At 53.3% G+C, this 25,669-nt stretch carries 19 protein-coding genes; 3 read left to right on the top strand and 16 right to left on the bottom strand.

What is annotated here, in order from left to right; genetic code table 11:
* Positions 1 to 81: 81 nt before the first annotated feature.
* The 5 genes from FT643_RS23150 to FT643_RS13475 form a co-directional block, all read right to left on the bottom strand.
* The gene (locus tag FT643_RS23150; protein WP_198043528.1) at positions 82 to 4,239 is read right to left on the bottom strand and encodes a chitobiase/beta-hexosaminidase C-terminal domain-containing protein; all 4,158 of its coding nucleotides are present in this window, start codon (positions 4,237 to 4,239) and stop codon (positions 82 to 84) included.
* Positions 4,240 to 4,604: 365 nt separating this feature from the next.
* Positions 4,605 to 7,241 (bottom strand): chitobiase/beta-hexosaminidase C-terminal domain-containing protein, encoded by a 2,637-nt coding sequence (locus FT643_RS13490; RefSeq protein WP_156871922.1) that lies wholly within the window; start codon positions 7,239 to 7,241, stop codon positions 4,605 to 4,607.
* A 108-nt stretch (positions 7,242 to 7,349) separates the two neighbouring features.
* Complete coding sequence (locus tag FT643_RS13485) at positions 7,350 to 11,768, bottom strand: chitobiase/beta-hexosaminidase C-terminal domain-containing protein (RefSeq protein ID WP_156871921.1); 4,419 nt, start codon at positions 11,766 to 11,768, stop codon at positions 7,350 to 7,352.
* A gap of 411 nt (positions 11,769 to 12,179) precedes the next feature.
* On the bottom strand, positions 12,180 to 13,112 hold the full coding sequence (locus FT643_RS13480; protein WP_156871920.1) for a lipase secretion chaperone: 933 nt from the start codon (positions 13,110 to 13,112) through the stop codon (positions 12,180 to 12,182).
* Positions 13,113 to 13,190: 78 nt separating this feature from the next.
* Positions 13,191 to 14,072 (bottom strand): alpha/beta hydrolase family protein, encoded by an 882-nt coding sequence (locus FT643_RS13475; protein WP_156871919.1) that lies wholly within the window; start codon positions 14,070 to 14,072, stop codon positions 13,191 to 13,193.
* A gap of 409 nt (positions 14,073 to 14,481) precedes the next feature.
* Between FT643_RS13475 and pip the strand changes: the two genes are divergently transcribed.
* Together pip and dtd are read left to right on the top strand one after the other, a co-directional pair.
* A complete protein-coding gene (gene pip, locus FT643_RS13470; RefSeq protein WP_156871918.1) occupies positions 14,482 to 15,441 on the top strand; it encodes a prolyl aminopeptidase in 960 nt (319 codons plus the stop codon).
* Between the two features lie 52 nt (positions 15,442 to 15,493).
* Positions 15,494 to 15,931 carry a D-aminoacyl-tRNA deacylase gene (gene dtd, locus FT643_RS13465; RefSeq protein WP_156871917.1) on the top strand — a complete coding sequence of 146 codons (438 nt, stop codon included), beginning with the start codon at positions 15,494 to 15,496 and terminating at the stop codon, positions 15,929 to 15,931.
* Here dtd and FT643_RS13460 read toward each other — a convergent pair.
* The 11 genes from FT643_RS13460 to ubiE form a co-directional block, all read right to left on the bottom strand.
* Positions 15,909 to 16,685 carry a metal ABC transporter permease gene (locus tag FT643_RS13460; RefSeq protein ID WP_198043527.1) on the bottom strand — a complete coding sequence of 259 codons (777 nt, stop codon included), beginning with the start codon at positions 16,683 to 16,685 and terminating at the stop codon, positions 15,909 to 15,911. The two genes, dtd and FT643_RS13460, sit on opposite strands and share 23 nt — an antisense overlap.
* Positions 16,682 to 17,575 (bottom strand): metal ABC transporter substrate-binding protein, encoded by an 894-nt coding sequence (locus tag FT643_RS13455; protein ID WP_156871916.1) that lies wholly within the window; start codon positions 17,573 to 17,575, stop codon positions 16,682 to 16,684. Before FT643_RS13455 ends, FT643_RS13460 begins: the two co-directional genes overlap by 4 nt.
* A gap of 47 nt (positions 17,576 to 17,622) precedes the next feature.
* Complete coding sequence (locus FT643_RS13450; protein ID WP_156871915.1) at positions 17,623 to 18,888, bottom strand: porin; 1,266 nt, start codon at positions 18,886 to 18,888, stop codon at positions 17,623 to 17,625.
* 85 nt (positions 18,889 to 18,973) lie between these two features.
* Positions 18,974 to 19,267, bottom strand: a complete 294-nt coding sequence (locus tag FT643_RS13445; RefSeq protein WP_156871914.1) for a hypothetical protein — start codon at positions 19,265 to 19,267, stop codon at positions 18,974 to 18,976.
* 18 nt (positions 19,268 to 19,285) lie between these two features.
* Complete coding sequence (tatC, locus tag FT643_RS13440) at positions 19,286 to 20,077, bottom strand: twin-arginine translocase subunit TatC (protein ID WP_156871913.1); 792 nt, start codon at positions 20,075 to 20,077, stop codon at positions 19,286 to 19,288.
* Positions 20,074 to 20,490, bottom strand: coding sequence for a Sec-independent protein translocase protein TatB (gene tatB / locus FT643_RS13435; RefSeq protein WP_156871912.1), 417 nt, complete (start codon positions 20,488 to 20,490; stop codon positions 20,074 to 20,076). The genes tatC and tatB overlap by 4 nt, the downstream gene beginning before the upstream one ends.
* 16 nt (positions 20,491 to 20,506) lie before the next feature.
* Entirely contained in the window at positions 20,507 to 20,743 is a 237-nt protein-coding gene (gene tatA / locus FT643_RS13430; protein ID WP_156871911.1) for a Sec-independent protein translocase subunit TatA, read from the bottom strand.
* 24 nt (positions 20,744 to 20,767) lie between these two features.
* Positions 20,768 to 21,097 carry a phosphoribosyl-ATP diphosphatase gene (locus FT643_RS13425; RefSeq protein ID WP_156871910.1) on the bottom strand — a complete coding sequence of 110 codons (330 nt, stop codon included), beginning with the start codon at positions 21,095 to 21,097 and terminating at the stop codon, positions 20,768 to 20,770.
* Positions 21,098 to 21,161: 64 nt separating this feature from the next.
* Positions 21,162 to 22,817, bottom strand: a complete 1,656-nt coding sequence (gene ubiB / locus FT643_RS13420) for a 2-polyprenylphenol 6-hydroxylase (protein WP_156871909.1) — start codon at positions 22,815 to 22,817, stop codon at positions 21,162 to 21,164.
* Entirely contained in the window at positions 22,814 to 23,488 is a 675-nt protein-coding gene (locus tag FT643_RS13415) for a ubiquinone biosynthesis accessory factor UbiJ (protein ID WP_156871908.1), read from the bottom strand. The genes ubiB and FT643_RS13415 overlap by 4 nt, the downstream gene beginning before the upstream one ends.
* Entirely contained in the window at positions 23,488 to 24,237 is a 750-nt protein-coding gene (gene ubiE, locus FT643_RS13410) for a bifunctional demethylmenaquinone methyltransferase/2-methoxy-6-polyprenyl-1,4-benzoquinol methylase UbiE (RefSeq protein ID WP_156871907.1), read from the bottom strand. Before ubiE ends, FT643_RS13415 begins: the two co-directional genes overlap by 1 nt.
* A gap of 183 nt (positions 24,238 to 24,420) precedes the next feature.
* On the opposite strand from ubiE, the gene FT643_RS13405 reads away from it, so the two are divergent.
* Complete coding sequence (locus FT643_RS13405) at positions 24,421 to 25,665, top strand: ABC1 kinase family protein (protein WP_156871906.1); 1,245 nt, start codon at positions 24,421 to 24,423, stop codon at positions 25,663 to 25,665.
* Positions 25,666 to 25,669 lie beyond the last annotated feature (4 nt).

The following is a 25,669-nucleotide window of genomic DNA, read 5'->3' as shown; positions in this document are numbered from 1 at the left end:
GTTGTAAAAAACACCCAAGAAGTAAGGCCCGGCAACATTGCCAGGCCTTACTCGCTGCCTTCGTCATGGCGGGCCAGTTTGTTATGGGCTGCCCACTGAGCTGGCAGATTCTGCTGCTGGCGGGGTTACGTTGGGGTCGATCGTGGCATCCTGTGTCAGCATGATCTGATCTATGATCAGGTCAGAATCGCGCATCACCAGACTGAGGGTGTGCACGCCTGTGCTTTCGATTCGCACTACGAACGTTGTGATCGGTGACTTACCATAGAGCTTGTTATTCCAGTTCCAAACGTTTCTACCCACTTCGCCCAATTTCAAAGACAAGTGCTCATCATTCGTTGCACTGGGTTCAACGATGGCCCCGTCTATCGCGATGCGAACGGTTTCATAGTTGGCAGCTGGTGACAACGTTGTTATTCCACGCACCCAGAGGGTGTAAATTCCCGGGTTAGTGAAGTCAATGTTGTAGTCCAGCTGGGCAAGCTGTCCGATGTAAGGGTGCGTACCGATATTTATATCGGCTCCCACGGGGGCTTGCACCGCATTAGCCGTCGTGGTCCCGCTCGCACCTGTTCCGCCATCGACGATGGTCCAGCTTCGCGAACCATCCACAGTTGAGGCAACAGTGCGATGGAAGTTTTCCGCTTCCATTACCACGGTGCCATCCTCTTCCAGGAACACCGTATCCGCCGTTGGGTTCACGGTAAATCTGGCCTTGTTTGCAGTACTGTTGCTGAAACCGGGTCGTACCGTAATCGCCTGAACAGTGGTTGTGTTGCTCAATGTAAACGGGCCGCTGTAGAGCGTGGAGCTGGTGGTTGGCGTCGATCCATCGGTGGTGTAATAGATGCTTCCTCCCGTGGAGCTGGAAAGGGACACATCAACGGTTCCGGCAAACGAGCCTCCGTCCGGGCTGATCGTCGGTGGGGCTACCGTGGTGATGCCGCCACTGGACGTTGATTCTGCCGGGCCGTCGCCGGTGGGCGTATAGCCTTCATCATTGGTGAGTATGATTTTGTCGACCACCACATCGCTATAGCGCATCCAGAGATTCAGCGTGTAAGTGCCTGCAGTGTCTATCTGGATTTCGTGGACTGTGGTTTGTGACGATGAGTCGTGCCATTCCCAGGTGGCGCTCCAATCAGCGAACCTTTTAAACCTGAAATAGGTGTTTGGTGTTGCCAGGATTTCGCCGTCAAGGCCCACAAAAAGGCTGGCAGCCGCATCGCTCGATCTGGAGCCCCGCAGCCACAGGTAGTACGTACCGGTGGTGGTAAAGTCAATGGTGTAATCAACACGAGGCCCTTGTTCATGGTCTGCTCTCTCCACACCGAGTTCTATATACGGTGATTGGATAACCGCACGGCCGGTTGCTCCGGCGGTACTGACGCGGGACCAGGACTCGCCATCGAAAGGCGGATTGGTCGCCGGCGTGAGGGAGGAATAGTTTTCTCCTTCCATTACAACCAAACCACCGGATTCCTGAAACACGCGGCCGGCATCACTGTCCGTTACGATATAGGTTGCGGTTGCAATGGGGCTATCCGTTAAATCATCAGCAGTGGCGATGGCACGAATCTCAGTTTCCCCCAGTCCCAAAGCGATAGGCGTGCCGGTGTATTCAGTGGCGAACGTATCGGGATCGGAGCCATCAACAGTGTAATAGATGGACGCACCGGGCGTTGTCGTAGCCAGGGATACTTCTGCGCCCGGCCCGAAAGTGCCTCCGGAGGGATCAAAGGTGGGTGCTTCAGTCGCAGTCGCATCGGGATCGACCGGATCGGTAACCGGTGGCATGTCTCCGTCAACACTGGTCAGATAGATGTGATCGATTACCAGGTCATCATTACGTGCCCATAGATTCAGTGTATAAACGCCCTCGCTCGGGATAGTAACGGTGAAGGGGCCATTGCGCGAATCATCCCACTGCCAGTCACCGGTGCCGGGGGCCAGGCGGAAGCGGGGGTTACTAACCAGAGCACCGTTTAAACCTATGTAAGCGCTAAGGTCGGTCGCATCACCGGGCCAACGCAGCCAGATTCGATAGGTGCCGGGATTGGTGAAATTAATATCGTAGTCTGCTCGTGTACTGGTGTTGTAATCACCAAAACCGCCGCTGACATTGGGTGCTTTGATTGCTGCCCCGTCAAAAGCACCGGCAGGTGTGACCTCAGCCCATTCCGCTCCCCCGGTAGCGGCGGTGAGCACATGATAGTTCTCGGCTTCGATATTGACCTTGCCGTCCACTTCTTGAAACAGTCCGTCATTAACCGTGCCGCCTACGGTAATTGTTGCCGTGGCTTCCGTGCTGTCGGTCATTCCGGCTAGAACACCGATGGCCCGAATGGTGTATGTATTATCGGCCAGGGCGATAGGCCCGTTATACAGCGTTGAGCTTGTGGTGGGGGCGGAGTCATCGGTAGTGTAGTAAATCGCTGCACCCGTGGTGTCCGTACTGATAGTTATCGTCCCGCCCGAGGCGATGGTGCCACTGGCCGGATTAATCACAGGAGTTGCTACCATGGCCGGATCAGGGTCAATTGGATCGGTTACCGGTGGCGTGTCCCCGTCGATACTGGTCAGATAGATATGGTCGATCACTAAGTCATCATTACGTGCCCATAGATTCAGTGTATAAACACCCGCACTAGGGATAGTAACAGTGAAGGGGCCATTGCGTGCTTCATCCCACTGCCAGTCACCGGTGCCAATGTTCAGGCGGAAGCGGGGGGGGCTAACCAGGGCACCGTTTAGCCCCACATAAGCGCTGAGGTCGGTCGCATCGCCAGGCCAACGCAGCCAGATGCGATAGGTGCCGGGATTGGTGAAATTAATATCGTAGTCTACCCGGGTACTAGTGGTGTAATCACCAAAACCGCCGCTGACATTAGGTGCCTTAATCGCTGCTCCGTCAAAAGCGCCGACAGGTGTGACCTCACTCCATTCCGCTCCGCCAGGGGCGGCGGTGAGCTCATGATAGTTCTCGGCTTCGATATTGACCCTGCCGTCTATTTCCTGGAAAAGGCCATCATCCACTGGGCCGACGACATAACTGGCACTGCCGATAACGCTGTCGCTATAGCCATCCAACACAGCCAGGGCCTTCAGTACCACGGTGCCGTCTTCCAGTGTGATGGCTGTGCCAGGGTATTCCGTTGAGGCGTTGGTTGGATCGCTGCCGTCAGTGGTGTAGTAAATGGTCGCGCCCGGTGTGGCTGAGGCGATTTCAACCGTGGCACCGCTCGCTAATGTGCCGCTTGGGGGGTTAAAAGTCGGTGTGGCAACGGTGTTTGGGTCTGTGGGGTCGGTCGGATCATTCCCCGGAATGTAATTGGCATCCATCGACAGAATGATCTGATCGATTTTCAGATTAGGGCTTTTCATCCAAAGATTGAACGCATATTCCCCTTGGGCGGGGATCTGAATGGTGGCAACGCCCTGGGTGTCGGCGTTGTTTTCCCAAACCCAGTCGGTTTCCGCGGCAGCACTGAATTCGAAGTACGCCGGTGTGGTGTTTGCGGTACCGTTCAGGCCGTAAAATGCAGACCGGTTGCCATCGGCTGTGGAGCCTCTGATAAACACGTAATAGGTACCGGGGTTGGTAAAATAAATTTTATAGTCGGCGCGGGTGTTTTCGGCACTGGTGTCTGTTTTTTCCGTAGTATCCGGTGCCTGGATCAAGGCGTCCTCGAACGCATCGTCCTGATCAACAATATTCCACTGCAGTGTGTCGGTTGCACCGGCAACAATCTCTTGGGCCGCTTCGGCTTCCATGGTCACCAGGCCATTTTTTTCTTGAAATAGAGTCTGGTCTATGTCCCCGACAACATAGTCAGCCGTGGCCACCTGGCTGTTATCGTAGCCTTCCAACACCGCGAGCGCTTTAATCGTGCGGTTGCCATCGCCCAACGCGATAGGGGCGGTGTATTCAGTCGAGTTGATGTGCGGTTGCGAGCCATCCAGAGTGTAATAGATGGTCGCACCGGAGGTCAGTGTGCTGATAGTCACGGTGGTGCCGCTGGCCACGTTTCCGGCCGCCGGATTGAACGTAGGTGTATCCACTACATTATCGTCGGGTGGCGTTGGCGGGTTAGAGCCTCCACGGTCATCGTCAGCGCTTTGTCCACGCTCCACCAATTCAAAGTTATCGCAGGCAGACACGCCGAAAACAACACAGACGAGTATGAAAATGAATTTCCATTTGGCTGAATGGAGAACACGGCTTTTGGCAAAGGGCATAGGTTTTTCTCTTAGATGTGCTTTGTAGAGGTACATTGTTGTTGTTCGGGTAATTTTTTCAGGCTTACCGGTATGATATAGGTTTAGTCAGTAAGTGAAACTAACAGCTTCGTTGTGTTCACACTACAGAATTGCGTCGAATGGTAGCATTTTAAATACAAACGTAAACACCATGCTTCTGTGTGGATACAGCAGTGTCAACCAAATGACTCCAAATGGACCGTTGGTTAGCAGGTTCTGATTTAAGTGCACAATGATGAGGAGGAGTCGTTGCCGAGTGGCGTGTTGCTTGACGTTTGGGCGCATTAACTGCTCTATAAGTTAATGCGCCCGGTGGATCTTTGCTTGCCGCCTATTGGGGTGGGCTAGGGTGTGCAGACGGGTAGGAACTCACTCAGTTTGGCGCGCCAGACATTTGCCATTTTTTGAGATCCGGCATTGTTAGGGTGCTGCGAGTCGTCCATGTCGGTGGTGTAATCCAAAGCGTCTTCGTGATCGACCAGAATCAGGCGGTCGTCAGTTCTGCTTAATGCCATAGCTTCCAATTGATTATTAAAATTGCTGGTTTTCGCTTCGCTGGCGCTGTCAGTAATGTCTTTAACGATTTTGGCCAGCACGACCACGATCTCCTGATCTATAAACTCTTCAAAACCGTCGATGCTGTTAAGCAAAGCTTGTACATTGCTCACGTTTTCTTCAACAGAGATTGGGTTTCCATCAATATCGGTATCGTTAGTGCCAATATGCAGAAGTATAATATCCGGCGTTGGTGCTGTGTTACGTTCTGGGTTTTCTTGAGTTGAATCAATCCATTTTGGAACATTGCTGTTGACGAAGGCTGCAGACTTCGTACTTACCGCAGAAACCCGATGTTCATAGGTGATTCCGGGAACAGTTAGGCCGTCGTCAAAAAAGCCAAGAAAGTTGACGTCGTAGTTGGAATCTGTCAAGTCTTTGAATAAGTATGGGCGGTAGGAGTGGCGCTGACTGGTGCCTGTACCCCGAGTGATGGAGTCACCCATGGGCATGATTTTGACGTTGCTTTCACAGCCAAGCAAGCCCCGGCGCAAGCCGATATTGCCGTCACCAAAATGTTGTTTTACCTGTGCCAGGGTTAATGCCACCTTGTGCACTGCGACTTCGTCGAGAGTGCCGGTAAAGTTAGCCCCATTGGTTAAACCACCGATGGTTAACGGCGCGTTGTTTCCAATAAAATCACCGCTGAACGCGACCGTTTGGGTGGCTTCTTCCACGTTGTCCACATACAGCGTAACCGTGTCGCCGCTTTTTACCGCCGCGATATGGTGCCATTGAGAGTCGGCAATATTCTTAATTCCGTTTAATGAGGCTGTGTTACCTGCACTATCGGTCATATCGAAGGCGGCTTTGCCATTGCTGCAGCCCAGAGACCATTGGGTTTGGCCGCTTTCATCGATACGGCCAACTACAGTTTCCGGAGTGGCGCAGCTCAAATCTATTTTTATCCAGGCTTCGACGGAAACGTTGGCATTAGCGGGCCAGGCAAGTCGATCGTCGTAGGTTTGGGTGAGCAAGTGCGATGTGCCGTTAAACTGCTCTGCAAAACCAAAGGAGCCCTCTACCACGCCATCCGGGCAATCGGTACAGGTTGCGCTACCGCCGATGTAATCAGCAAAACTGGTCGCGTCGCCTTCGTTAAATTGAAAGTAATGGCTTACGCCGTCAATTTCGCCGCCCGGGGGGGGCGTGGTATTCGCGGCTGTAACGGTAATGGTGACGCTAATACTGCCGGTTAAAGCAGGGTCGACCGCATCTGCTGCAACTATTTCGACGGTGTGCGAACCGATCTGGGATGCGCTGGGGGTCCAGCTAAAAGTGGCTTCTCCATTACCCTGATCAACAAAGTCCGAGCCCTGGGGGCGGGTATCCGCGGTCAGCGATGGCGGTGTTCCGTCCGCATCGGTTGCGACTACATCAAATGTGAGCAGTGTGCCTACCTCAACGCTTTGGCCGTCGATGGCGTTTATTTGTGGTTGGGCGTTGTCGGTTGGCGGCGTAGCGGTAAAGGTTGCTTCCGTTACGGTACTGCTGAGCGCACCGACAATCGCAACGGCTTTGATTGTAGTTGTTTCAGTAAGCGGTATCGGCCCAGTGTATAGCGTCGAGGTGGCGCTGGGCGCATCTCCATTCAACGTGTAGCGAATGGCTGCTCCGGAAGTTGAGGATGTTAAGGCCACATCAACGGTATCAGTAAACTCGCCACCATCAGGGTTGATTGTGGGCGGGCTGACGGTGGTCACCGGATCCGAAGTTACGTTGAGTGTTGCGGTTGTTGTCGCTTTGAGAGTCGGGTCGGTCGCATCGGTTGCTGTGACGGTAACCGTGTAGTCACCAACGTCACTGGTTGTGGTCACCCACTCGAAGCTTGCACTGCCATTGCCCAGATCAGTAAATACTGCAGCAGTAGGAGCGCCGCTAATGGTTAGTGCGGGGATGGTTCCATCCAGGTCTGCGCTCTGGGCCGTAAAAGCGATGGTGGCGCCAGCTTGCACTGATTGATTAGGAATGGCCGAAAGAGTTGGTGGGTTGTTGTCCGGAGTGGGTTCAGGGTCGACCGGTGTCACCGTGATACTCGCCGTCGCCACATTGCTGTTGTTCGCTCCGGTCATAACCCCCATAGCTTTGATTGTAGCGCTCTCGGTCAAGGTGATCGGATTGCGATAAACACTAGACCCTGTGGAAGGGGTGGTGCCATCCAGGGTGTAATAGATAGTTGCGATGGTGTTAGTCGAGGTGATCGTGACTTCAACACTACCTTCGAAACTGCCACTGCCTGGATTAATAACCGGGGTTGCCACAGTTTCGTTGCCGGTGTCTTTAGGGGGCGGATTGGTCGTTCCGCTGGGCTCGACACTGTCCTTACAGCCAACCAGTGCCAGAGTACCGGCTAATATTAAAATGATGAATTTTAATTTTGCAGATAATACCGCTTTAAATGCTGTTCCATTTTGCAAATAATACATAATGTTTCCGGACCTGACCTTTTCAAAAAAATCACTACTGTAGCGTCACAGCGGTTGACTAACGCCGCGTGCCATCAAAAAAAAGCCCCTTTTTCAGGGCGTGCAATTTTACTCTACAACGATTGAAAAACCTACCGAACCCTGACCTTCACCGTTCTCTGCTTTCACTACCACCGCATAACTTCCGCTAGCGGCGGGTGTCCAGCTGATCACCCCTGTATCCGGATTGATTTTCATGCCTGACGGACGTGTTTGCAGGCTGAAAGTCGGCTGCGGATACCCTACGTGATCCATCGCCAGAGTCAGCGTTTCGCCTATATCGACGGTATGGGTACTGGCTGATGATACCTGCGGGATCGTGGGCTTGCAGACTGGAAGAAATTCACTCAGCGGTTGGTACCAAACGTCCGCCATTTTTGCGTACCCGGCATTGTTCGCGTGCAGGTTATCGTCCATATCATCGACATAATTCAGCGCGGGCTCTTGATCCACTATTAAAATCTTATCGTGGGTTCTGGCCAGCGCCATGGCTTCAAGTTGATTGTTGAACTCGCTGGTGGCCGGATTGTAAACCGATTCGTTAATAATTTTGGCCAGTACAACGATGATGTCCTCGTCAACCAGGTCAATGTAATCCAAAATCGTTTCGACATCTGGGACATTGTGCTCATTTGTACCAATGTGCAACAAAACGACGTCCGGTGTAGCAAGCGATAACCAGTTGATTACATTATTGGCAATCTGTTTTGGTGTGAAGCCACTGTGCCCTTCATGGTCGTGATCGTATTGAAAACCGACGGGATAGCTCTCGCTCAAGCTGCCAATGAAATCCAGATCATAGCCTGCTACATCCAGGCTGTTATATAAGTAGGGCCGGTAGCTATAGCGGGGAATTGAACCATTGCCCCGGGTGTTGGAGTCGCCCAGGGGCATCACATCGATGCCGCCATCGCAGCCGATCAGCCCCCGCTGTAAACCGATATCGCCATCGGCATGATGCTGGCTCAGGGTTTTCGGTGGCAAAGCACGGTTGTGGATGGCAACTTCGTCTATTTGACCGGAAAAATAAGCGTTGGATTGTGCGTTCAGCAGGCCACCCACGGTGAGCGGCGTGCTGTTGCCCATGAACGTGGTGGCATACGAGGCACTTTGTATGGCTTCCAGTTGGCCGTCAACGTAGAGCCGGTTTTCCTGGTCAAAGCCATCTTTAACAACGGCGATATGATGCCATTGGTTGTCATCGATGGTGCTGGTGCCGCTTAATAGTCCGCTATTGTTGCCGGACGAATCCGACATGAAAAAAGCGGCTTTGCCATCGTCACAACCCAACCACCAGCTCATGCCGCTGAGGTTATCATTGCGTCCGATTACGGTTTCTGCCGTTAAGCAGCTGGATGAGTGCTTGATCCAGGCCTCGAGCGTGATGCTGCTGTTTGCTTGCCAGGCCAGCCGGCTATCGTAATCGGCTGTGAGGATGTCACCGGAGCCGTTGAAGCTAAGCGCTTGTTCAAAAGGTCCAGACTCGCCGGAAGGGCAATCCGAGCAATGCGCCGAACCACCCGCACGATTTGAAAATACGGTGCTGCTGGTGTCATTGAATTGCCAGTAGTGGGTTACGCCTGGGATCGTTTCCGGCTGCGGATCCGGGTCGGGATCTGTGCTTCCGCTTTGAGTCGATTCGGCAGGGCCGTCGCCGGAGGGGGTTACTGCGGAGTCTTTGCTAAGAACAATGCGATCAACAATGGTCCCGGTTTCGCGCATCCACAAGTTGAGGGTGTGCACGCCGGGGCTGTTGATATCGATACTGAAAAAGCTTCCGCCTTGCTTCAGATCCGTCCAGATCCAGGTTTTGTAGGGTAGGAAACGGAAAAAGGCAGTCGACAGTGGTGTACCGTTGAGACCCACATAGAGCGTATCGGATGCGCCGTCCGGAGCGTAACCGCGCATCCATAAGTGGTAGGTACCGGTTTGGGTAAAGTTAATATTGTAATCGACTCTGGCGTGATCGCTGCTGAAGTCAGAAGTCGATTGTGCTGTCAGTGGAGCCTGGACGGCACTGTTTTCAACCGCTGCATTATTATTAATGGCATTCCAATTAACATTGTCATGAGACGCGTTCACGCTGCTGAAATGTTCACCTTCGATTACCACTAGACCACCTGATTCATTGAAGGTCATGCCTGCGCTACCGCCGGTGCCCGGATCGGGCGCTTCAACTAGAATGTGGGTCTGTATCTGGCTGGTTAGTGCGGAATCGGTGGCATCGGTTGCAATAATGGTAATCTGGTGCGATCCGACATCACTGGCGGTGGGCGTCCATTCAAACTGCGCGTTCCCGTTGCCAAGGTCGGTGAAGGTAGCCCCGGCCGGTAGGTTGTTGGCTGAAAGGGTGGGCGTAGCAGAGTCAACATCACTGGCCTGAGCGGTAAAGTTGATCGTGTTGCCAGCTACCACGGATAGGTCGTTGATGGGCGCCAGAGTCGGAGCTTGATTAATGGTCGCGGTGAATTGCGCACTGATCACTTCGCTGTCCTGGTAATTACTCATTACAGCGATGGCGCGGACCTGAGCACTTTCGGTGAGAGTAAAGGGGGCGTTGTACGCGGTGGAGCCCGTTCCCGGCCGGCTGCCATTCAAGGTGTAATAAATAGTGGCGCCCGGGGTGCTGGATGCGATGCTGACGTCGATACTTCCCTGAAAACTGCCGCCATCCGGATTGATTGTCGGGGTAGCTACAACATCGGGGGCGGGATCCGTCCCGCCGTTCCGACTGGATTCGGCGGGACCGTCTCCGGATGGCGTCAGTGCGGAATCTTTACTGAGTACAATGCGGTCAACGATGGTGCCGGTCTCGCGCATCCATAGATTAAGCGTGTGCACCCCTGGATTTTCTATATCGATACTGAAATAGCTTCCGCCTTGTTTCAGATCAGTCCATATCCAGGTTTTATAGGGCAGAAAACGGAAAAAGGCGGTGGAGAGCGGCGCCCCGTTTAAGCCGACATAGAGGGTGTCAGAAGCACCGTTAGCAGCGTAACCACGCATCCACAAATGATAGGTGCCGGTTTGAGTAAAACTGATGTCGTAATCGGCACGGGCGTGATTGTTGGCAAAATCCGAAGTGGATTGCGCACTCAGCGGGGCCTGCACAGCGCTGTTGGCGATCGCCTCTGTGGTATTTATCGGGTTCCAGAAAACGTTGTCATGCGACGTTGCCACGTTGGTAAAGTGCTCGCCTTCCATAACCACAAGCCCGCCGGATTCGTTGAATACCGCGCCTTCGGTATTGCCAGTGCCCGTGTCCGGCGTTTCGACTGTGATCGTTGTCTGTGTTTGACCGACAAGGGCGGCGTCAGCCGCGTCTGTTGCCGTAATGGTGATCAGGTGTTGGCCGGTGTCGCTGGACGATGGCGTCCACTCAAAGAACCCGGTTCCATTGCCTTGATCAGTAAAACTAGCGCCTGCGGGCAAATCGCTTGCCGCTAGGTGCGGAGTACCGGAATCGGCATCGCTGGCCTGGGCTGAGAAGCGGACTGTATTACCCGCCTGCACGGTTTGATTGCTGATTGATTCCAGGGTCGGCGCTTGATTCACGGTCGCGGCGAATTGGACGCTAACCTGTTCGCTGTTGAGGTAGCCATCCCGTATCGCAATAGCGCGGACCTGGGTGCTATCGATCAGGGTGAACGGGGCGTTATAGGCGATAGCCCCGGCATCCGGCTGAGAGCCATCCAGGGTGTAATAAATGGCAGCACCCGACGTGCTGGAGGCCAAACTGACCTCAACGCTACCCTGGAAGAGACCACCATTGGGGACGATCTGGGGAGTGGCAACGGTGTCCGGCTCAGGGTCCGGGTTGCCAGCGCCGTCGTGCGGTGTTTCGGCGGGGCCGTCGCCGGCAGGGGTTGAGTTTGAATTTTTGCTGAGCACGATGCGGTCTACCATGGTGCCTGTTTCGCGCATCCATAGGTTAAGCGTGTGCACTCCCGGGTTATTAATGTCGATACTGAAATAGCTGCCGCCCTGTTTCAGATCGGTCCATATCCAGGTTTTATAGGGCAGGAAACGGAAAAAGGCGCTTGAAAGCGGCGCTCCGTTCAAGCCAACGTACAGAGTGTCGGAAGTGCCATTGGCGGCGTAGCCGCGCATCCATAAATGATAGGTGCCGGTTTGTGTGAAGTTGATATTGTAATCAATGCGGGCATTGTTGTTGGCGAAATCGGCGTGTGATTGCGCGCTCAGTGGTGCCTGAGCGGTACTACCTGTAATGGCCTCGGCAGTGCTGCTGACCATCCACAGCGCGTTGTCGTGGGAAGCAATGACTTCGCTGAAATTCTCGGCATCTATGGCAATGGTGCCATCCCCGCTAACCGGCTGTTCAAAAGTGAGGGCCTGGGTGCTTGTTGACAGGCACAGCCAAAGTAACAATGCGCCCATGCGGGTCAGGCAATGCCGAAAGGCAAGGCGTCGTTTTTGGCCCGCAGTGTTCAGCATGCGGCTCTGCACGGTCAGATCGATATGTTTCATACCAAGTTGCTCTGGAGGTAATTAATTGTTCAAAGGCTTGCCTGGCACAAAGCAGCGATCAGGCGTTTAGTCCTCTGCCTAGCTGCAATCTGATGCAAATCCGGTTGCAGTACTACACGACCCACACGACGATTTTTATCGGGCCGGTATACAAGCGTGCGCGCTTGATTTATAGATTCTATGTAAGCCGGGGGGATTGCAGTAATCCCTCTCATCTGATGTTTGCTCCAGGGGAGCCCCAATAAACACCAGCTTCGGCAAAGCAAGCACTTTGTCATACTACTGGGTAATTTTCTAGTTGGGTATACGGAGAAATGTGTAAATATTCTTCAGTTTGTAAACTATTCACAGAGTGAGAAAACTGCCACGAATTTGGCTCCTTTCGGGCTGTTTTATGTCAAAAACCCAAATTTACTTCAGGCTCAGTGTTCCCAGCTCTTCTATGCGTGCACGTTCGGCCAAATCGAAGGATTGCTTATAAAGAGATTTAATTTGCTGGGCTTTATCGATGCCGGAAAGGGCGGCTGCCTGGATTGCTTCCCGGTTGCGTTCGAACTGCTCGTAGCGCGCGTCCCAGTTATTGATAGCGGGTTTTATCTGTTGTCGCTGGTCAGCAAGCTCATCCAGAGAGGCCTTACGCTGTTCGGGTGTCAGTTCCCGGTTGGTGGCGAGTTCCATGCCTTTTAACATAAACATCTGATCGGTATTTTCCTGACCGAATAGCTTGCGTGCGTTTGCCTCACCCAGGATGACGGCCTGAAGTTCTATCTTTTGCTCCAGGCGTTGTTGGTGTTCTTCAATATTTTGAGGGGTCCCGAACATGGCGGATTCGTTTTCCATGGCGACCAGATAATCATGATAATCCGCAACAATTTCGGCTACTTGTTCGCCAAGGGGAGAGGGCAGAGATTGAGTGATGGTGTGCTCGAGGTCTTTGACCAGTTTTGGGTCAAGTGGAAGGGGTACATTCTGAAAGCCGGCTGCAAGACGGTTGCTGGCGTCCCGATCCAGAATAACATCGCCGTTTTCATCCACTTTGATTTTCAACAATTGCTGCTGAATTGAAATGGGGTCCAGGGTGGGCAAGTCCATTCGCTCGGATGAAGCGGACGCTGTAGCTGGCGCATCAGCAGCGTCGGCCAGGGTCTCAACCTCCGCGTTGTCTTGCCAGTAGTCAGCAACCACCGGGGCTGCCGGGTCCGGGCTTTCGGCTAGTGGCTCCGCGCTCTTGCCCGGCTCGGGTGATGCGGGCCACAGTGTGAGGGCCAGCAAAGCCATCGTCATTAATGCGGTAAGAGCCAGAATAAGTAGTTTATATTGTTTTTGGTGTGTACTTGAGTTCATAGCGTTAAGCGATCCATCCTGAATCTTAATATCGGTTTGTGCCCGGGTACGTGCGATCCTCTCCGGGTACAAAACTCCTTAATCGAGGTCTTTTTTGCGAACTTCCCAGTTGCGGTCGATGCACAGTTGGCAATTATCGCCTAAGAACAACGCAGCTGCATTCTGGTCGCTCATCAGATAATAACGGAACCAGGCGGTTGCTGGTCCGCGGAAATCGCCGCCATCGCCAACCGGAACAAAGTGGCCGGCACCCTGCAAAATACCGTAGAACACAGGCACGTTAGTGACCCGGAAAACGACATCCTGATTCAGGTCTGTGTTTACCAGGGTGTCGGAACTGCCACCCATCAGGAACATGGGGCCATGTTGTTGATCTTGCGAGGTCGCGTCATGGCCCAGGCCCAGCACATAGGGTTCAAATGGCGCTGTGGCTTTTATACGTGAATCCCGCCCCGCCATGAGTGTGCCACCGCCCCCTTGGGAATGGCCGGCCGCACCCACTTTGGTTAAATCCAGGGTGCCGGCAAAGGTGCCGGAATTGCGCGCATTCTGCTCGGTTAGGTAGTTCAGGCAATCGATCATTTCTTCGCCTGAGCCAGCGTCTTCAGTATTGGCTGCTGCAACAACAAAACCGTGACTGGCAAAGTGGCTTAATAATTCCCGATAAGTGTCCGGTGTTCCTCCGGTTCCGTTTCCCCAGACAATAATAGGGTGGCGGACGCCGTTTTCACTCAAGGTGCGCGGATGATAGATAGTACAGTCTCCACCGCTGGATTTTGTGGTGCGATAGGGGCCGTCAGCGGAAAAGTCGATCACCGCCGGGAATGCAGAGTCTCCGCTGGACGGGGGTGATGGATCTGCTGGTACTGTTGGTTCCGGATCATCGTTAAATGCCAGTGCAGCCGTCGATAATAGGCAGGTCGCTGTAAACAAAGCGATGGAACGTAAAGCTGTAACCATGGGGTGTTCTCCGGTCTTGATCTTTGAGGTGTGTGAATCAGGCATCCTGACGACGGCTTGTTAGTGGGTTTTTATAATAGATAGTTCCGGTTGTTATACAAAGCGGCGTGCTGTCAGGGAGCAGAACCTCTGATTGAATCGAATGTAAATTGGCCCGACATTTCGTACCAGACCGATTAACGGTTTCGGGCATACTAAGATAGCTTTTGGCCGGTTTAGCAAGCGCCGGATTCGATTGTCATCAAGGAACTCGGGATGCCTGAGTAGGGGCATTTTAGATTATCCAGCGCCATTACACTGTGATGCAGTCAGGGATTTGTCCGCATTGTGACCATTCCCCGGGCTAATTGCTTTCAGCAATTGCCCCATTCAGCTACAGTAGGGCAATACCCTGGTGGAGTAGATTTGAATGCAGGTACTGTACCCTGACATAAAACCTTATAAAGAACATAGCATCATTGTCGACATGCCTCATCGGATCCACATGGAGGAGTGCGGCAACCCGCAAGGGATTCCGGTGCTGTTTCTGCACGGCGGCCCCGGCGCCGGCTGTGAGCCTTATCACCGGCGTTTCTTCGATCCTGAAAAATACCGGATCATCCTGTTTGATCAGCGCGGCTGCGGGCGCTCGGTTCCCCATGCCAGCCTGAAGACCAACACCACTCCGGATTTGGTCAATGACATAGAAACCATCCGTGAATTGCTGGGTATTGAAAGCTGGGTTTTGTTCGGCGGTTCCTGGGGTTCCACTTTGGCGCTGCTATACGCCCAGGCTCATCCAGAGCGGGTAGCGGGAATGATCCTGCGAGGTGTTTTCTTATGTCGTAAACGCGACATAGATTGGTTCTATCGCGATGGCGCCAACCGGATATTCCCCGATCAGTGGAATGAATTGCTGAAGGCGCTCCGGCTGAACAGCGGTGACGATATTCTGCAAGCTTACGACAAGATGTTGAACGGCGATAACGAACTGCAGCGCATGGCGGCAGCAAAAGCCTGGGCGGCGTGGGAAGGGGCGTGCGCTACTTTGCGGCCTAACCCGGCAATGAAAGGGCTTTTTGTTGATGGTCATACGGCATTGAGCCTTTCCAGAATGGAAGTGCATTATTTCAGGCACAACGGATTTATTGAGGAAAACCAAATTCTGCAAAATATGCCTAAGATCGACCATATTCCGTCGATCATTGTGCATGGCCGCTATGACATGATTTGCCCCATCGAACAAGCGGTGGAGCTGCATCAGAGTTGGTCAAATTCAGAGCTCAGCATTATTCGTGATGCGGGCCATGCCAGTATGGAACCGGGCATCGTCGATGCCCTGATCAAAGCAACCGATGAAATGGCACGTAAACAAAACAGCCGGGCGTAGGTAAGCAGCGCACGGTGATGATGGTCTGATGCAGTGCCCGAGCAGGAGCGTTATGAAAGGTTTGATCCAGCGGGTGTCACAGGCATCCGTTGAAGTCGAGGGCAATACAATAGGCGCCATTGATCAGGGCCTATTGGTGCTGCTGGGGGTGGAGAAAAACGACGACGAAGCCCGAGCCGATAAGTTGCTGCACCGTATCACGCACTACCGAATATTTAATGACGATAACGGCAAAATGAATCGCTCATTGTTGGAGGTGGGTGGCGGTTTACTGATTGTGTCGCAATTTACTTTGGTTGCCGATACCCGCAAAGGATTGCGCCCCGGGTTTTCTGGTGGCGCCTCTGCCGGTTCGGGCGAGGCGCTGTATCAATATTTTGTTAACACGGCTCGTGCCGCGATGAGCCCGGTAGCCTGTGGTCAATTCGGAGCAGACATGAAAGTTGCGTTAACGAACGATGGTCCTGTCACTTTTTTGTTGGAAACCTAGCGCTGTTTGAACTGATAAAAAAGCCTGCCAAAGCACATACTGCCAACGCCCAAACGATCAGTGGCGAGGTCGCAATGTCAAAGTGATAAGACAGTGTGAGCCCGGCCCCGTACCCAAGTATGCCGATTCCCCAGCCCCAATAGAGCCCGGCGCGCCACTTCCGTTCAGCGACATTGCGCATGGCTAAAGCCGGGATCACCAGGCTGGCGAACACCAGATAGACGCCGACCAGTTGCACACTGGTGGTCACTGTCAGGGCGAACAGCAGATAGAAACCCGCGTGGCCCAGGCGTTTTCTGAATAGCATCCAGACCACACTAATCGACATCAGAACAGCGGAGCTGACAGCGACCTGCTGCCAGGTAACCCACAGAATCTGGCCGGAAAGCATTTCTTTTAAGGCTTCACCGCCGTGGGGATCATGAGACAACAGCAACAATCCCAGGCTGGCAGCGAGCACAAACAGGATGCCGATCAGGGGTTCCTGGTAGCGTCCCAGTTTGCGCTCGGTGAACACCAAAATAAGCGCACCAATCAGGGCGGCACCGGCAGCAAAAAGTTGAGTACCCCAGGCGCTGTCCACATCCAGCAGCCGCGCGGCAATAACGCCGACTCCGGCAATTTGGGCGATCGCCAGATCAATAAAAATGATCCCGCGCTTTACCACTTCTTGTCCCAGCGGCACGTGGGATAAGACCACCACAATGCCGGCGAGAAACACCGGCATTAGAAAAGTCCAATCGCTTAGGTTCACCGCTGTATCCCGTTCAGCAGCGTTACAGTACGATCCATTAATGCGGTGAGATCCGTGCTTTGCTCGTCGCCGCCTACGGTGTAGGGCAGCTGAATCACCGGCAACCCGGTTTTATCGGCAAGCCAGCGTGCTGCTTTGTCATTTTGGTAAGCGGCTATGACAATTGCATCCGCGGGTTGCGTTTGTAATTGCTCAAGCAAACGCTTTTGGTCTGCAGCGCTGGGTGGCACCCCCGGCCGGGGTTCGATGGTAGCGACCCGTTGTATCCCCAACCAATGATTCAGATACACCCAATCCTGGTGATAAACCACGACTTTCTTGCCGGACAATTTTATTGCCTGTTGCTCCCATTGGCTGATCTTGCGTCGCCATTGTTGCGAGAACTCTTGCCACTGCGCCTGGTAAGCCGCTGCATTGGCTTCATCGATCAGCGCCAAACGTTGGGATAGCTTTGCTGCAATGGTATGCAGACGGTTCGGGTCCAGGTGCACATGCGGGCTACCGGCACCGTGTACATCCCCCATTGAGCGATCCAAGGCTTTCGGAATTTCCAGTCTTTCTACCTGCATGGCGGCTTCAAAATAACCGGGTTGTCGGGTCTGAACCGCTGGATTACCGGATCGCCGCAGTAGCAACGGTAACCAACCGGTTTCCAGCTCTGCACCGCTGCACACAACCAGATCGGCGTTGCGTATTTTAGCAATCAGCGAAGGGCGTGCTTCTACGTGGTGGGGGTCCTGCTGCGCCGTGGTGGCGCTGTATACGTTCACCCGCTCTCCGCCCAGCTGTTGTGTTAGTGAAGCCCACTCAGGTTCGCAGGCGAATACATTTAATTTTGCCCAGGCCATTGATGGCAGTAGCAGGCAGATCGATACAATCAACGTTTTCATTGTGCGGTTTCCTTGCTTAATTGGTCGTTGCGCAACGGTCTGCACGGTTAATATTGGTGAGCGCCGTGGCTGCCCAGGCTCATGGTGTATTGAATTAACCATAGATCGTCGCGATCCTCGCTCCAGTCACTGTGGTTATACTGCAAACGTATGCGGGAAAATTCGCTGTGATTGTATTCCAGCATGATGCTGTTGCGGGTGATGGTCTCGTCGCTGCCGAGTTCCGTTTCTTCCAGAAACTCATCCGGATCGATACCGTCGCTTTGCAAAACAGTGAATTGATTATCGGGTTCGATCGCTTCATAACGTATGGCGGTGCGCCATTGCGGGTGAAACCGATAGCCGATTTGGGCATAGTAGCCTGACAGTACGCCATCGTATTGATTGAGAATAGACGCGTCTCCGGCATCGGAGTGTTCCTCCAGCCGGGCCTCGGCCTCTTCGTCTTTTTCAAAGTATTCTGCTTGCAATACCCACTGTTGGTGTTGCGGGTTGCCGGTGGGCGCCCACTTGAATACACCATCTACTCCGCTGATCTGTACGTCGCCGTTTTGCAGCAGAAATTCCGCTTCGTGATCGGTTTCCTCGTGGTGGTGGTCTTCGCTGCTACGTTGATCATAGGCGGTGGTATAGGATGACAACCCCAATTGCCAGCTGGCGTTATTGCCAAGGTCGCTGCCGATTTTAGCGAACAGGGCACGGCCCTGATTGCCTTTGGTGCTGGTGCCCCCCGGGAAGCGTTCGCCTCGGCTGAACTCAGCGCCGAATTCCAGGTAGACGTCAGTGGGTGCCAGCCAGCGCAGTTGCACACCGTCGTCATACAACGCTTTTCCGAACAGGGCGTTGTAGATAAGGGGGGCGTCATAAAAAGTCCAGGCGTGTTCGTGCTGGCTGTTCATATAGCCGATGTTCGACAGAAAGCGCCCAAATTTAATGCTGGCACCGTGCCCGAGCCCAAGGGTTTCAAGGTAGGCTTCTTCCAGTTCCACTTCGGTTTCGCCATCGTGTTCGTGAAACGCCAGGCTGGTACTGCCATAGAACACATCATCGACATTGGCACTGATGGTGAGCTCCGAGTGCCCCAGGCTGAAGCCGTTGGCAGGCAATTCCGCTTCGGGACCCACAATCACACCGGGTAATTCAAAATCATCGTGATATTGGCTGTAGCGGCCGTCCAGAATCAAACTGATGGCAGGGTTAAATTGATTGCCGCTGATGTTGCCGGTTTCGGCGTGGGCATTGATATCAAGGCAGAAAAAAGTGGCGCAGGAAAGTGCAGCCGCCGAATAGCCGGCAGTGTTTAACTTGAGCATGAGAAGCTCCTTCACATATAAGAGTGTGTTGCCTTTTGAATGGAAGCAACGTTATGGCGGGTTTGAGCCCGCAGGATGTCGTGACTTATGTGAAGGACGGTGGCGCTCTGGATTGGTAAGCCAGTGTGAGTTGATAGCCGCTAAGATACTCAGGGGGTAGGATGTATAACGGAGGGGTTGGTTCCGGATCGGGCAGCGTGAAGTCGGGGGCGACACCCAGCAGGTTGCCGCCGATGGCCCCCAGATCGTCACAAATTTGTTTGTGGATATGAACAGCGTGGGTGGAATCGTGCGCGAGCACCAGCGTCTGGGCAGACACCAGCCAGAAGCCTAATAGCAGTATTAGAATTTTATAGGGCGGCCGTGTTCGGTGCTTCAACTATTCAGAACCCTGCTTTTAATCGGATTTGTTTTCAATAAAATCGTCGTTTTCATTGCCACTTTCGTTACCGCGCTTTTTTACCACACGGCCTAGCAATAATCCAACCTCAAACAGTAACCACATGGGAATAGCCAGCATGGACTGTGAAAACGGATCCGGTGGAGTCAGTAACATACCAAAGACAAAACAGAATAATATGACATAAGGCCGTTTTTTGGATAAATCCTGGACATCCGTGATGCCGCTCCAAATTAACAGCATGGTCGCAATCGGAATTTCGAAGGCGAGGCCAAAGGCGAAGAATAACTTCAGGGCGATGGTCAGGTAAGACGCAATATCCGGTGCCACGGTGACGTTTTCCGGGCTCGCCAGAACAAAGAAATTCATAATCAGCGGAAAAATAACAAAGTGGGCGAAGGCAATGCCGCCGTAAAACAGCAACACGCTCATGGCCAGCAGCGGCACGGCGTATTTGCGCTCATGATCGTACAGCCCCGGAGCAATAAAGCGCCAGGCTTGGCCCAGCACAACCGGCATTGCTAAAAAGAAGGCGACCACCAACGTCAGTTTGAACGGAGCGAAAAACGTTGATGTGATGTCCGTGGCGATCATCGTGGTGCCGGCTGGCAGTTGATCGCGAATTGGCTTGGAAACCAGTTCGTAAATGTCATTGGAAAAATAAATCAGTGCCAGAAACACAATCAATATCGCGAGTAGCGATTTCATCACCCGCTGGCGCAGTTCTACCAGATGCCCGATCAACGTCAGGTTGGAGTCGGTGGTGTCGGGAGGCGGTAACTTCTTCATGCTTTGGGGGATTCTTTGTCCGGACGGGGTGGGGTGGTTTCCGGTAACGGTTCCGCTTCGTTTTCGGGCCGCGTCGGATTATGTGCGGTATCAGGGTCTGTTTCTGCTTTGGCCGCCGCCGGTTTTGGATCCGGTGGCAGGATGTGCTGGCTTTCTACACCGGATTTCAGATCCTGTAGGGATTTATGGGCCTCGGTGATACCGGACTCATCCATTTGTTGTTTGATGCGTTGCTGAATTTCCTGCATGTTGACTTCACGCTCAAACTCTTCCCGCACGTTCATTACTGCGCGGCGGATTTTACCCATATAGGCGCTGCCCATGCGGATGGCGTGGGGCAGGCGCTCAGGGCCCAGCACCAGCAGGCCAACGATGCCCAGTAGCACCAATTCAAAAAAGCCAATATCAAACATCGTGTCGGTTACTCAGTCAGACTTGGTCTTTTTTCTTCTCGGCGGTGGCGTCAATCACGTCACCCTCAGCGTTTTCTTTTATTTGCCGGGCTTCTTCCGCTTTTTTCTCTTCGTCACTCATGGCGCTTTTGAAGCCTTTGATTGCACCACCCAGATCGCCACCCAGATTACGTAGACGTTTGGTGCCGAAGATCAGCAGGATGATTGCCAATACGATTAATAATTGCCAAATTCCGATTCCGCCAAAACCCATGGGGTTACTCCTGTCTTATTTGTTTTATTTTGAGCGACTTTCTTTCTCGGCTAAACCGGATAGATCAAAGCGCCGCTCTAGTTCTTTCATTATATCCGTGGAAGACAGTCCCAGCTTATGCAACATGACCAGGCTATGGAACCAAAGATCTGCGGTTTCATAGATCACATCGTCATAGGATTGACTGAGTTCGGCGTCTTTTGCCGCCAGCAGGGTTTCAGTTGCTTCTTCTCCGACTTTTTCCAGTATCTTATTCAGGCCTTTATGATAGAGCCCGGATACATAGGAGCTTTCCGGTTCGGATTGTCTTCGTTCTTCGAGCACTTTGTCCAGTGCCACTAGTATGTCATTCATAGATATATTACAAGGGAAGTCAATGGATTGGTTGGACCAACGTCACTCTTTGGCCAATACGTTATCAATCATCAGGGTTGGACCGCAAGCGGGTCAGAATCAGGGACGCCCCCAGGGCTGATATCACCCAGGCCCCCAGCGGGATCTCACTCCAGCTCAGAGACCAATGCGGATTAAAGCCCCAACTCAGTCCTGCGCCTAAGCCAATCAGGCCGAGCAATGTGATGATGCGATCACGGCGCAGCTGTTTCAGGTGGCCTTGTTCAACTTGCTGCAGCAACTTTTGCTGGTTCTCACTGAGTTTACGCATCTCTTGCAGCGCATCCCAGGCTAATTTCGGAATATGCGGAATTTGTTCGATCAGGGCCGGGCCGTTCCGCTTGATGGTCTGCATTATGGCGCCGGGGCCGATTTGATCCCTGAGCCATTGTTCCAGCAAAGGGCGGCCGATTTCCCAGATATCCAGCTCCGGGTATAGCTGCCGCCCCAATCCTTCTACATGAATCAGGGTTTTCTCCAACAGCATGAACTGGGGTAAGGCCTGCATTTCAAAGCGTCTGGCGGTCTGGAACAGGCGAATCAGAATGGGGCCGAATTCGATTTCATTGAGTGGCCTTTCCAATACCGGTTCCAGCACGGTTCGCAGCGCATTCTGGAATTCATGGATGCGGGTAGACTGCGGCACCCAGCCAGCTTCCACCATTAAAATGGCAATCTGTTCGTAGTCCTTATCCAGCAGTGCCATGAGCTGGCGGGCCAGCAGGAAGCGCTCCTGTTTGCTGAGGGAGCCGACAATGGCGCAATCCAGGGACAGATATTGTGGGTTCTGCGGATCTTTCAGGGACACCATAACATTGCCGGGATGCATGTCCGCATGAAAGAAATTATCCCGGAATACCTGGGTAAAAAAGATCTCTACGCCAAGCTCAGACAGATGCTCCAGGCTGACTCCGGCAGCCAGCATGGACTGGGTGTCGGATACGGGTACACCGTAAACCCGCTCCATGGTAAGCACCTTGTTGGTACTCAAATTCCAGTGCACTTCCGGCACGTACAGGACCGGTGAGTCTGCGAAGTTGCGACGGAACTGGGCGCCGTTGGCGGCTTCCTGCCCCAGGTCCAATTCCCCTAATAAAATATGTCGGTAGTCCGTGACCACCTGAACCGGGTGAAAACGTTTCGTTTCCGGGACTATTTTTTGCAGCCAGCGTGCGCCGGTCAGTAACAGTGCCAGATCTCGCTGCACCAGCGTTTCGATACCGGGGCGGATTACTTTAACGACAATTTCCCGGCCGTCCTTAAGGCTGCCTGCGTGGACTTGGGCTACCGAGGCTGAGGCCAGCGGTGTGCGTTCCAGATGCCCGAAAAGCGCTTCTGTCGTGCCTTTCAGCTCAGCTTCAATGATGTCAAAAGCCGCTTGTTCGCCGAACGGGGGCACGTTGTCCTGCAGATTGGCCAGGTCGCCTATGGCTTCTTCCGGGAGTAAGTCGTGACGGGTGGACAGCAGCTGGCCGAATTTAATGAACACCGGCCCCAGTTGTTCCAGCGCCAGCCTTAGCCTGCCCCAGGGGTGAACTTGGGTGGACGCCGTCCAGGCTGCAGGGTGCAAGCGAATGAAGAATTTTACGATTCCGCTGGCAGCGTGGTCGGGCAGCAATTCATCCAGTCGATAGCGGGCGAACACGGCATATATGGTGAGTAATCGGAATAATCGTCTCAAGAGTCGGCTTTGTCCTGGTTTAGCGGGTTCTCGTTTCTGCTTTGCAGGCGGCTTTGAAAGCGTGTTAGGCGTGCCTGGAGTCGGTCACTGCCCTCTCTAAGCTCTTCCACATCGCTGCGAAAGCGGCGAAATAGCTGCGGTGAAATCAGCCACTCCTGTTCTTCGACCAGTAAGTGTCTGGATTGCTGCAGTACGGTTTTGGCGGTACTGCGAAACCAGCTTAACCCGACCCGCGCCACGGTGCTGATCTGGTGGGCAGCGACATCGCCGACTACATCGCCCAGCAGGCTTTCGAAGTCCATATCCAGATCCCGCAGGATCACCAGAAATTGTTGCGCTAGTTGCTGGTCACCGTCGATCTCTATGCCCAGTTTCATCAGGTCCGCAGGGGTATTGTCCTGGTGGCTCATTTGCCGCAATAACGATAAGGCCGGGCCCCGGATCGTAACATCTGCAGGGGCATCCCATCGGCTTTGAAAGCGCAGTTGGCGCTTTCCCACCTCCAAATAAAGAGGGAAGTGCGGCTTTTCCAGCTCCAGGGCCAGTGTTCTCCCTTTTAATTTTACCAACTGCATCCGGGTAACGGGGGCATACATTAAAGTGCGATTGGCCGTGCGCTCTAACTGTTGTGTCAGAAATACCGGTATCAGTGACTGGCGATGGGGGTCCATTAGTATTTGAAGCCCCGGTGTAAAGCCACGACGCCGCCGGTCAGGTTGTGGTAATCGACCCGGTCGAGCCCGGCTTTGCGCATCATGTGTTTCAACGTCTTCTGGTCCGGATGCATGCGGATCGATTCCGCCAGGTAACGATAGCTTTCGGCGTCGTTAGTCACCAGTCGCCCCATAAAGGGCAGTACGCTAAACGAGTAGCGATCATAGATGCGTTCAAAGGTGGGGTTGGTGGGTTTGGAAAATTCCAGCACCAGTAAGCGGCCGCCTGGTTTGAGTACCCGGGTCATGGATTCCAGGGCGGTTTGTTTGTCGGTGACGTTACGCAGACCGAAGGCGATGGTTATGCAGTCGAAGCTGTTGTCCGCGAAGGGCAGGCTTTCGGCGTTGGCCTGCACATATTCGATATTGCCGGCGTAACCGTGGTCAAGCAGCTTGTCGCGTCCGACCTGTAGCATGGACGAGTTGATGTCGGATAACACCACTCTGCCGGAATCGCCCACGATGCGCGAAAACTTCATGGTCAGGTCGCCGGTGCCGCCGGCCAGATCCAGTATCGTCTGCCCTGGTCGTGCTCCGCTCATTTCTATGGTGTAGCGCTTCCATAACCGGTGCACGCCCATCGACATCAGATCGTTCATTAGATCGTACTTGCCTGCGACGGAGTGAAAGACCTCACCCACGAATTTTTGCTTCTCTTGGGTGGGAACGGTTTTATAGCCGAAATGAGTGGTTTTTTCGTTAGACATCAGGGGCCTCCAGCTGCGGAAGCTATCTTCGCGGATTCGCGAATCAGAAGCAAGGCTGGCAGCACCATCAGCGCCCAAGCTAACCGTCTAAGGCTATACAAACAGACACTATTAATCCCTAGATAATTGCCGTAGATTCGTTATATTCCGTGCAAACCATAAGAATAAAGAATCACAGTGCTTATGCTAAATGATCTATACAGCAGGTTTAATTCCGTGGTCACCGGCAGTGAACGGTATTTGACGGCCACCCGGGTGGGGTTCGAAATTGAGCAATCCTACCGCAGTTACCGCAATCAGGCGACTGACCTGCCTCCTCTTGAACAGCGTAAACTCCTGGCTCAAACCCATTTTAAAGGCGCGCAGAAATTGACGAAGTTGTTCCATGATAATGGCGCAATCTGGGTTAAATTCGGCCAGTTTCTTAGCTCTCGCTCCGATATTCTGCCAATGCAATACGTTGCCGAACTCGAGAAGCTGCAAGACGACGCGAAGCCCGTTGGGTTTGACCAAATTGATCAGGTGTTGACACGCGAATGGGGGCCTCGCTGGCGGGATCAGTTTGCAGAGTTCAGCGATAAACCGGTCGCGGCGGCATCGGTCGCCCAGGTGCACAAGGCTGTGCTTAAGTCCGGCGAGGCCGTTGCAGTGAAAGTGCAGTTACCGCAAGCACGAAAATTGTTTAAACAGGATTCAATGGTGTTCAAAGCCTTGGGCACTTTTGGTTCAGTTCTGGTCAGCCAGTTTGATTTGAAACAGGTTATAGATCAGATTGTTTCCATGACTCTGCGCGAGCTGGATTTCCTGACAGAGGAAGCCAATCTGCAAAAGTTTGCTGCCTTACCGCACCCTCCGTTGATTCATGTTCCTGCGATGCACAAGCAGCTCAGTACGAGCCGTGTGTTGGTGACGGAATGGATCGATGGCACACGTCTGACGGATTATCTGAATAAGAATCCGGCGAAAGCGGAAGGGTTATTGCGGGAGATGTTGCGTTGCTATGTCCAGCAGATCACCGTGTTCGGTATTTACCATGCGGATCCGCATCCGGGTAATTTTCTGGTTATGGAGGATGATCGGGTGGCGGTACTGGATTACGGGGCCATTGGCGAACTTACCCCGGAAGAAACACAGAATTACGCAGTGCTGCTGCAGGTGTTGTTCGGCAAGCTCCAGGTGGATGAGCCGTTAAGCGAGTTATTCCGTAAAGCCGGTTTTGTTGCCCGGGATCAGCAGGTGTTTGAAGAAGTCGCAGAGCTGGTGCTGAAAGAAAACCTGCGTAACCACGAAGCCACTGATGTATTGGCGCTGGTGATGGATAAAATGCGCGATCTGCGCGTTACTATACCCAACTCTTTTGTTTCTCTGGCCCGGGTGGTGCTCACTTTTGGCGGCTTGCTTAAGACCTATCGCGTTTCCGTAGACTAGCCCC

The organism is Ketobacter sp. MCCC 1A13808 (assembly GCF_009746715.1).
GTDB lineage: Bacteria > Pseudomonadota > Gammaproteobacteria > Pseudomonadales > Ketobacteraceae > Ketobacter.
The sequence above is the reverse complement of the archived record's forward strand: the minus strand, read 5'-3'. Positions and strand labels throughout refer to the sequence as shown.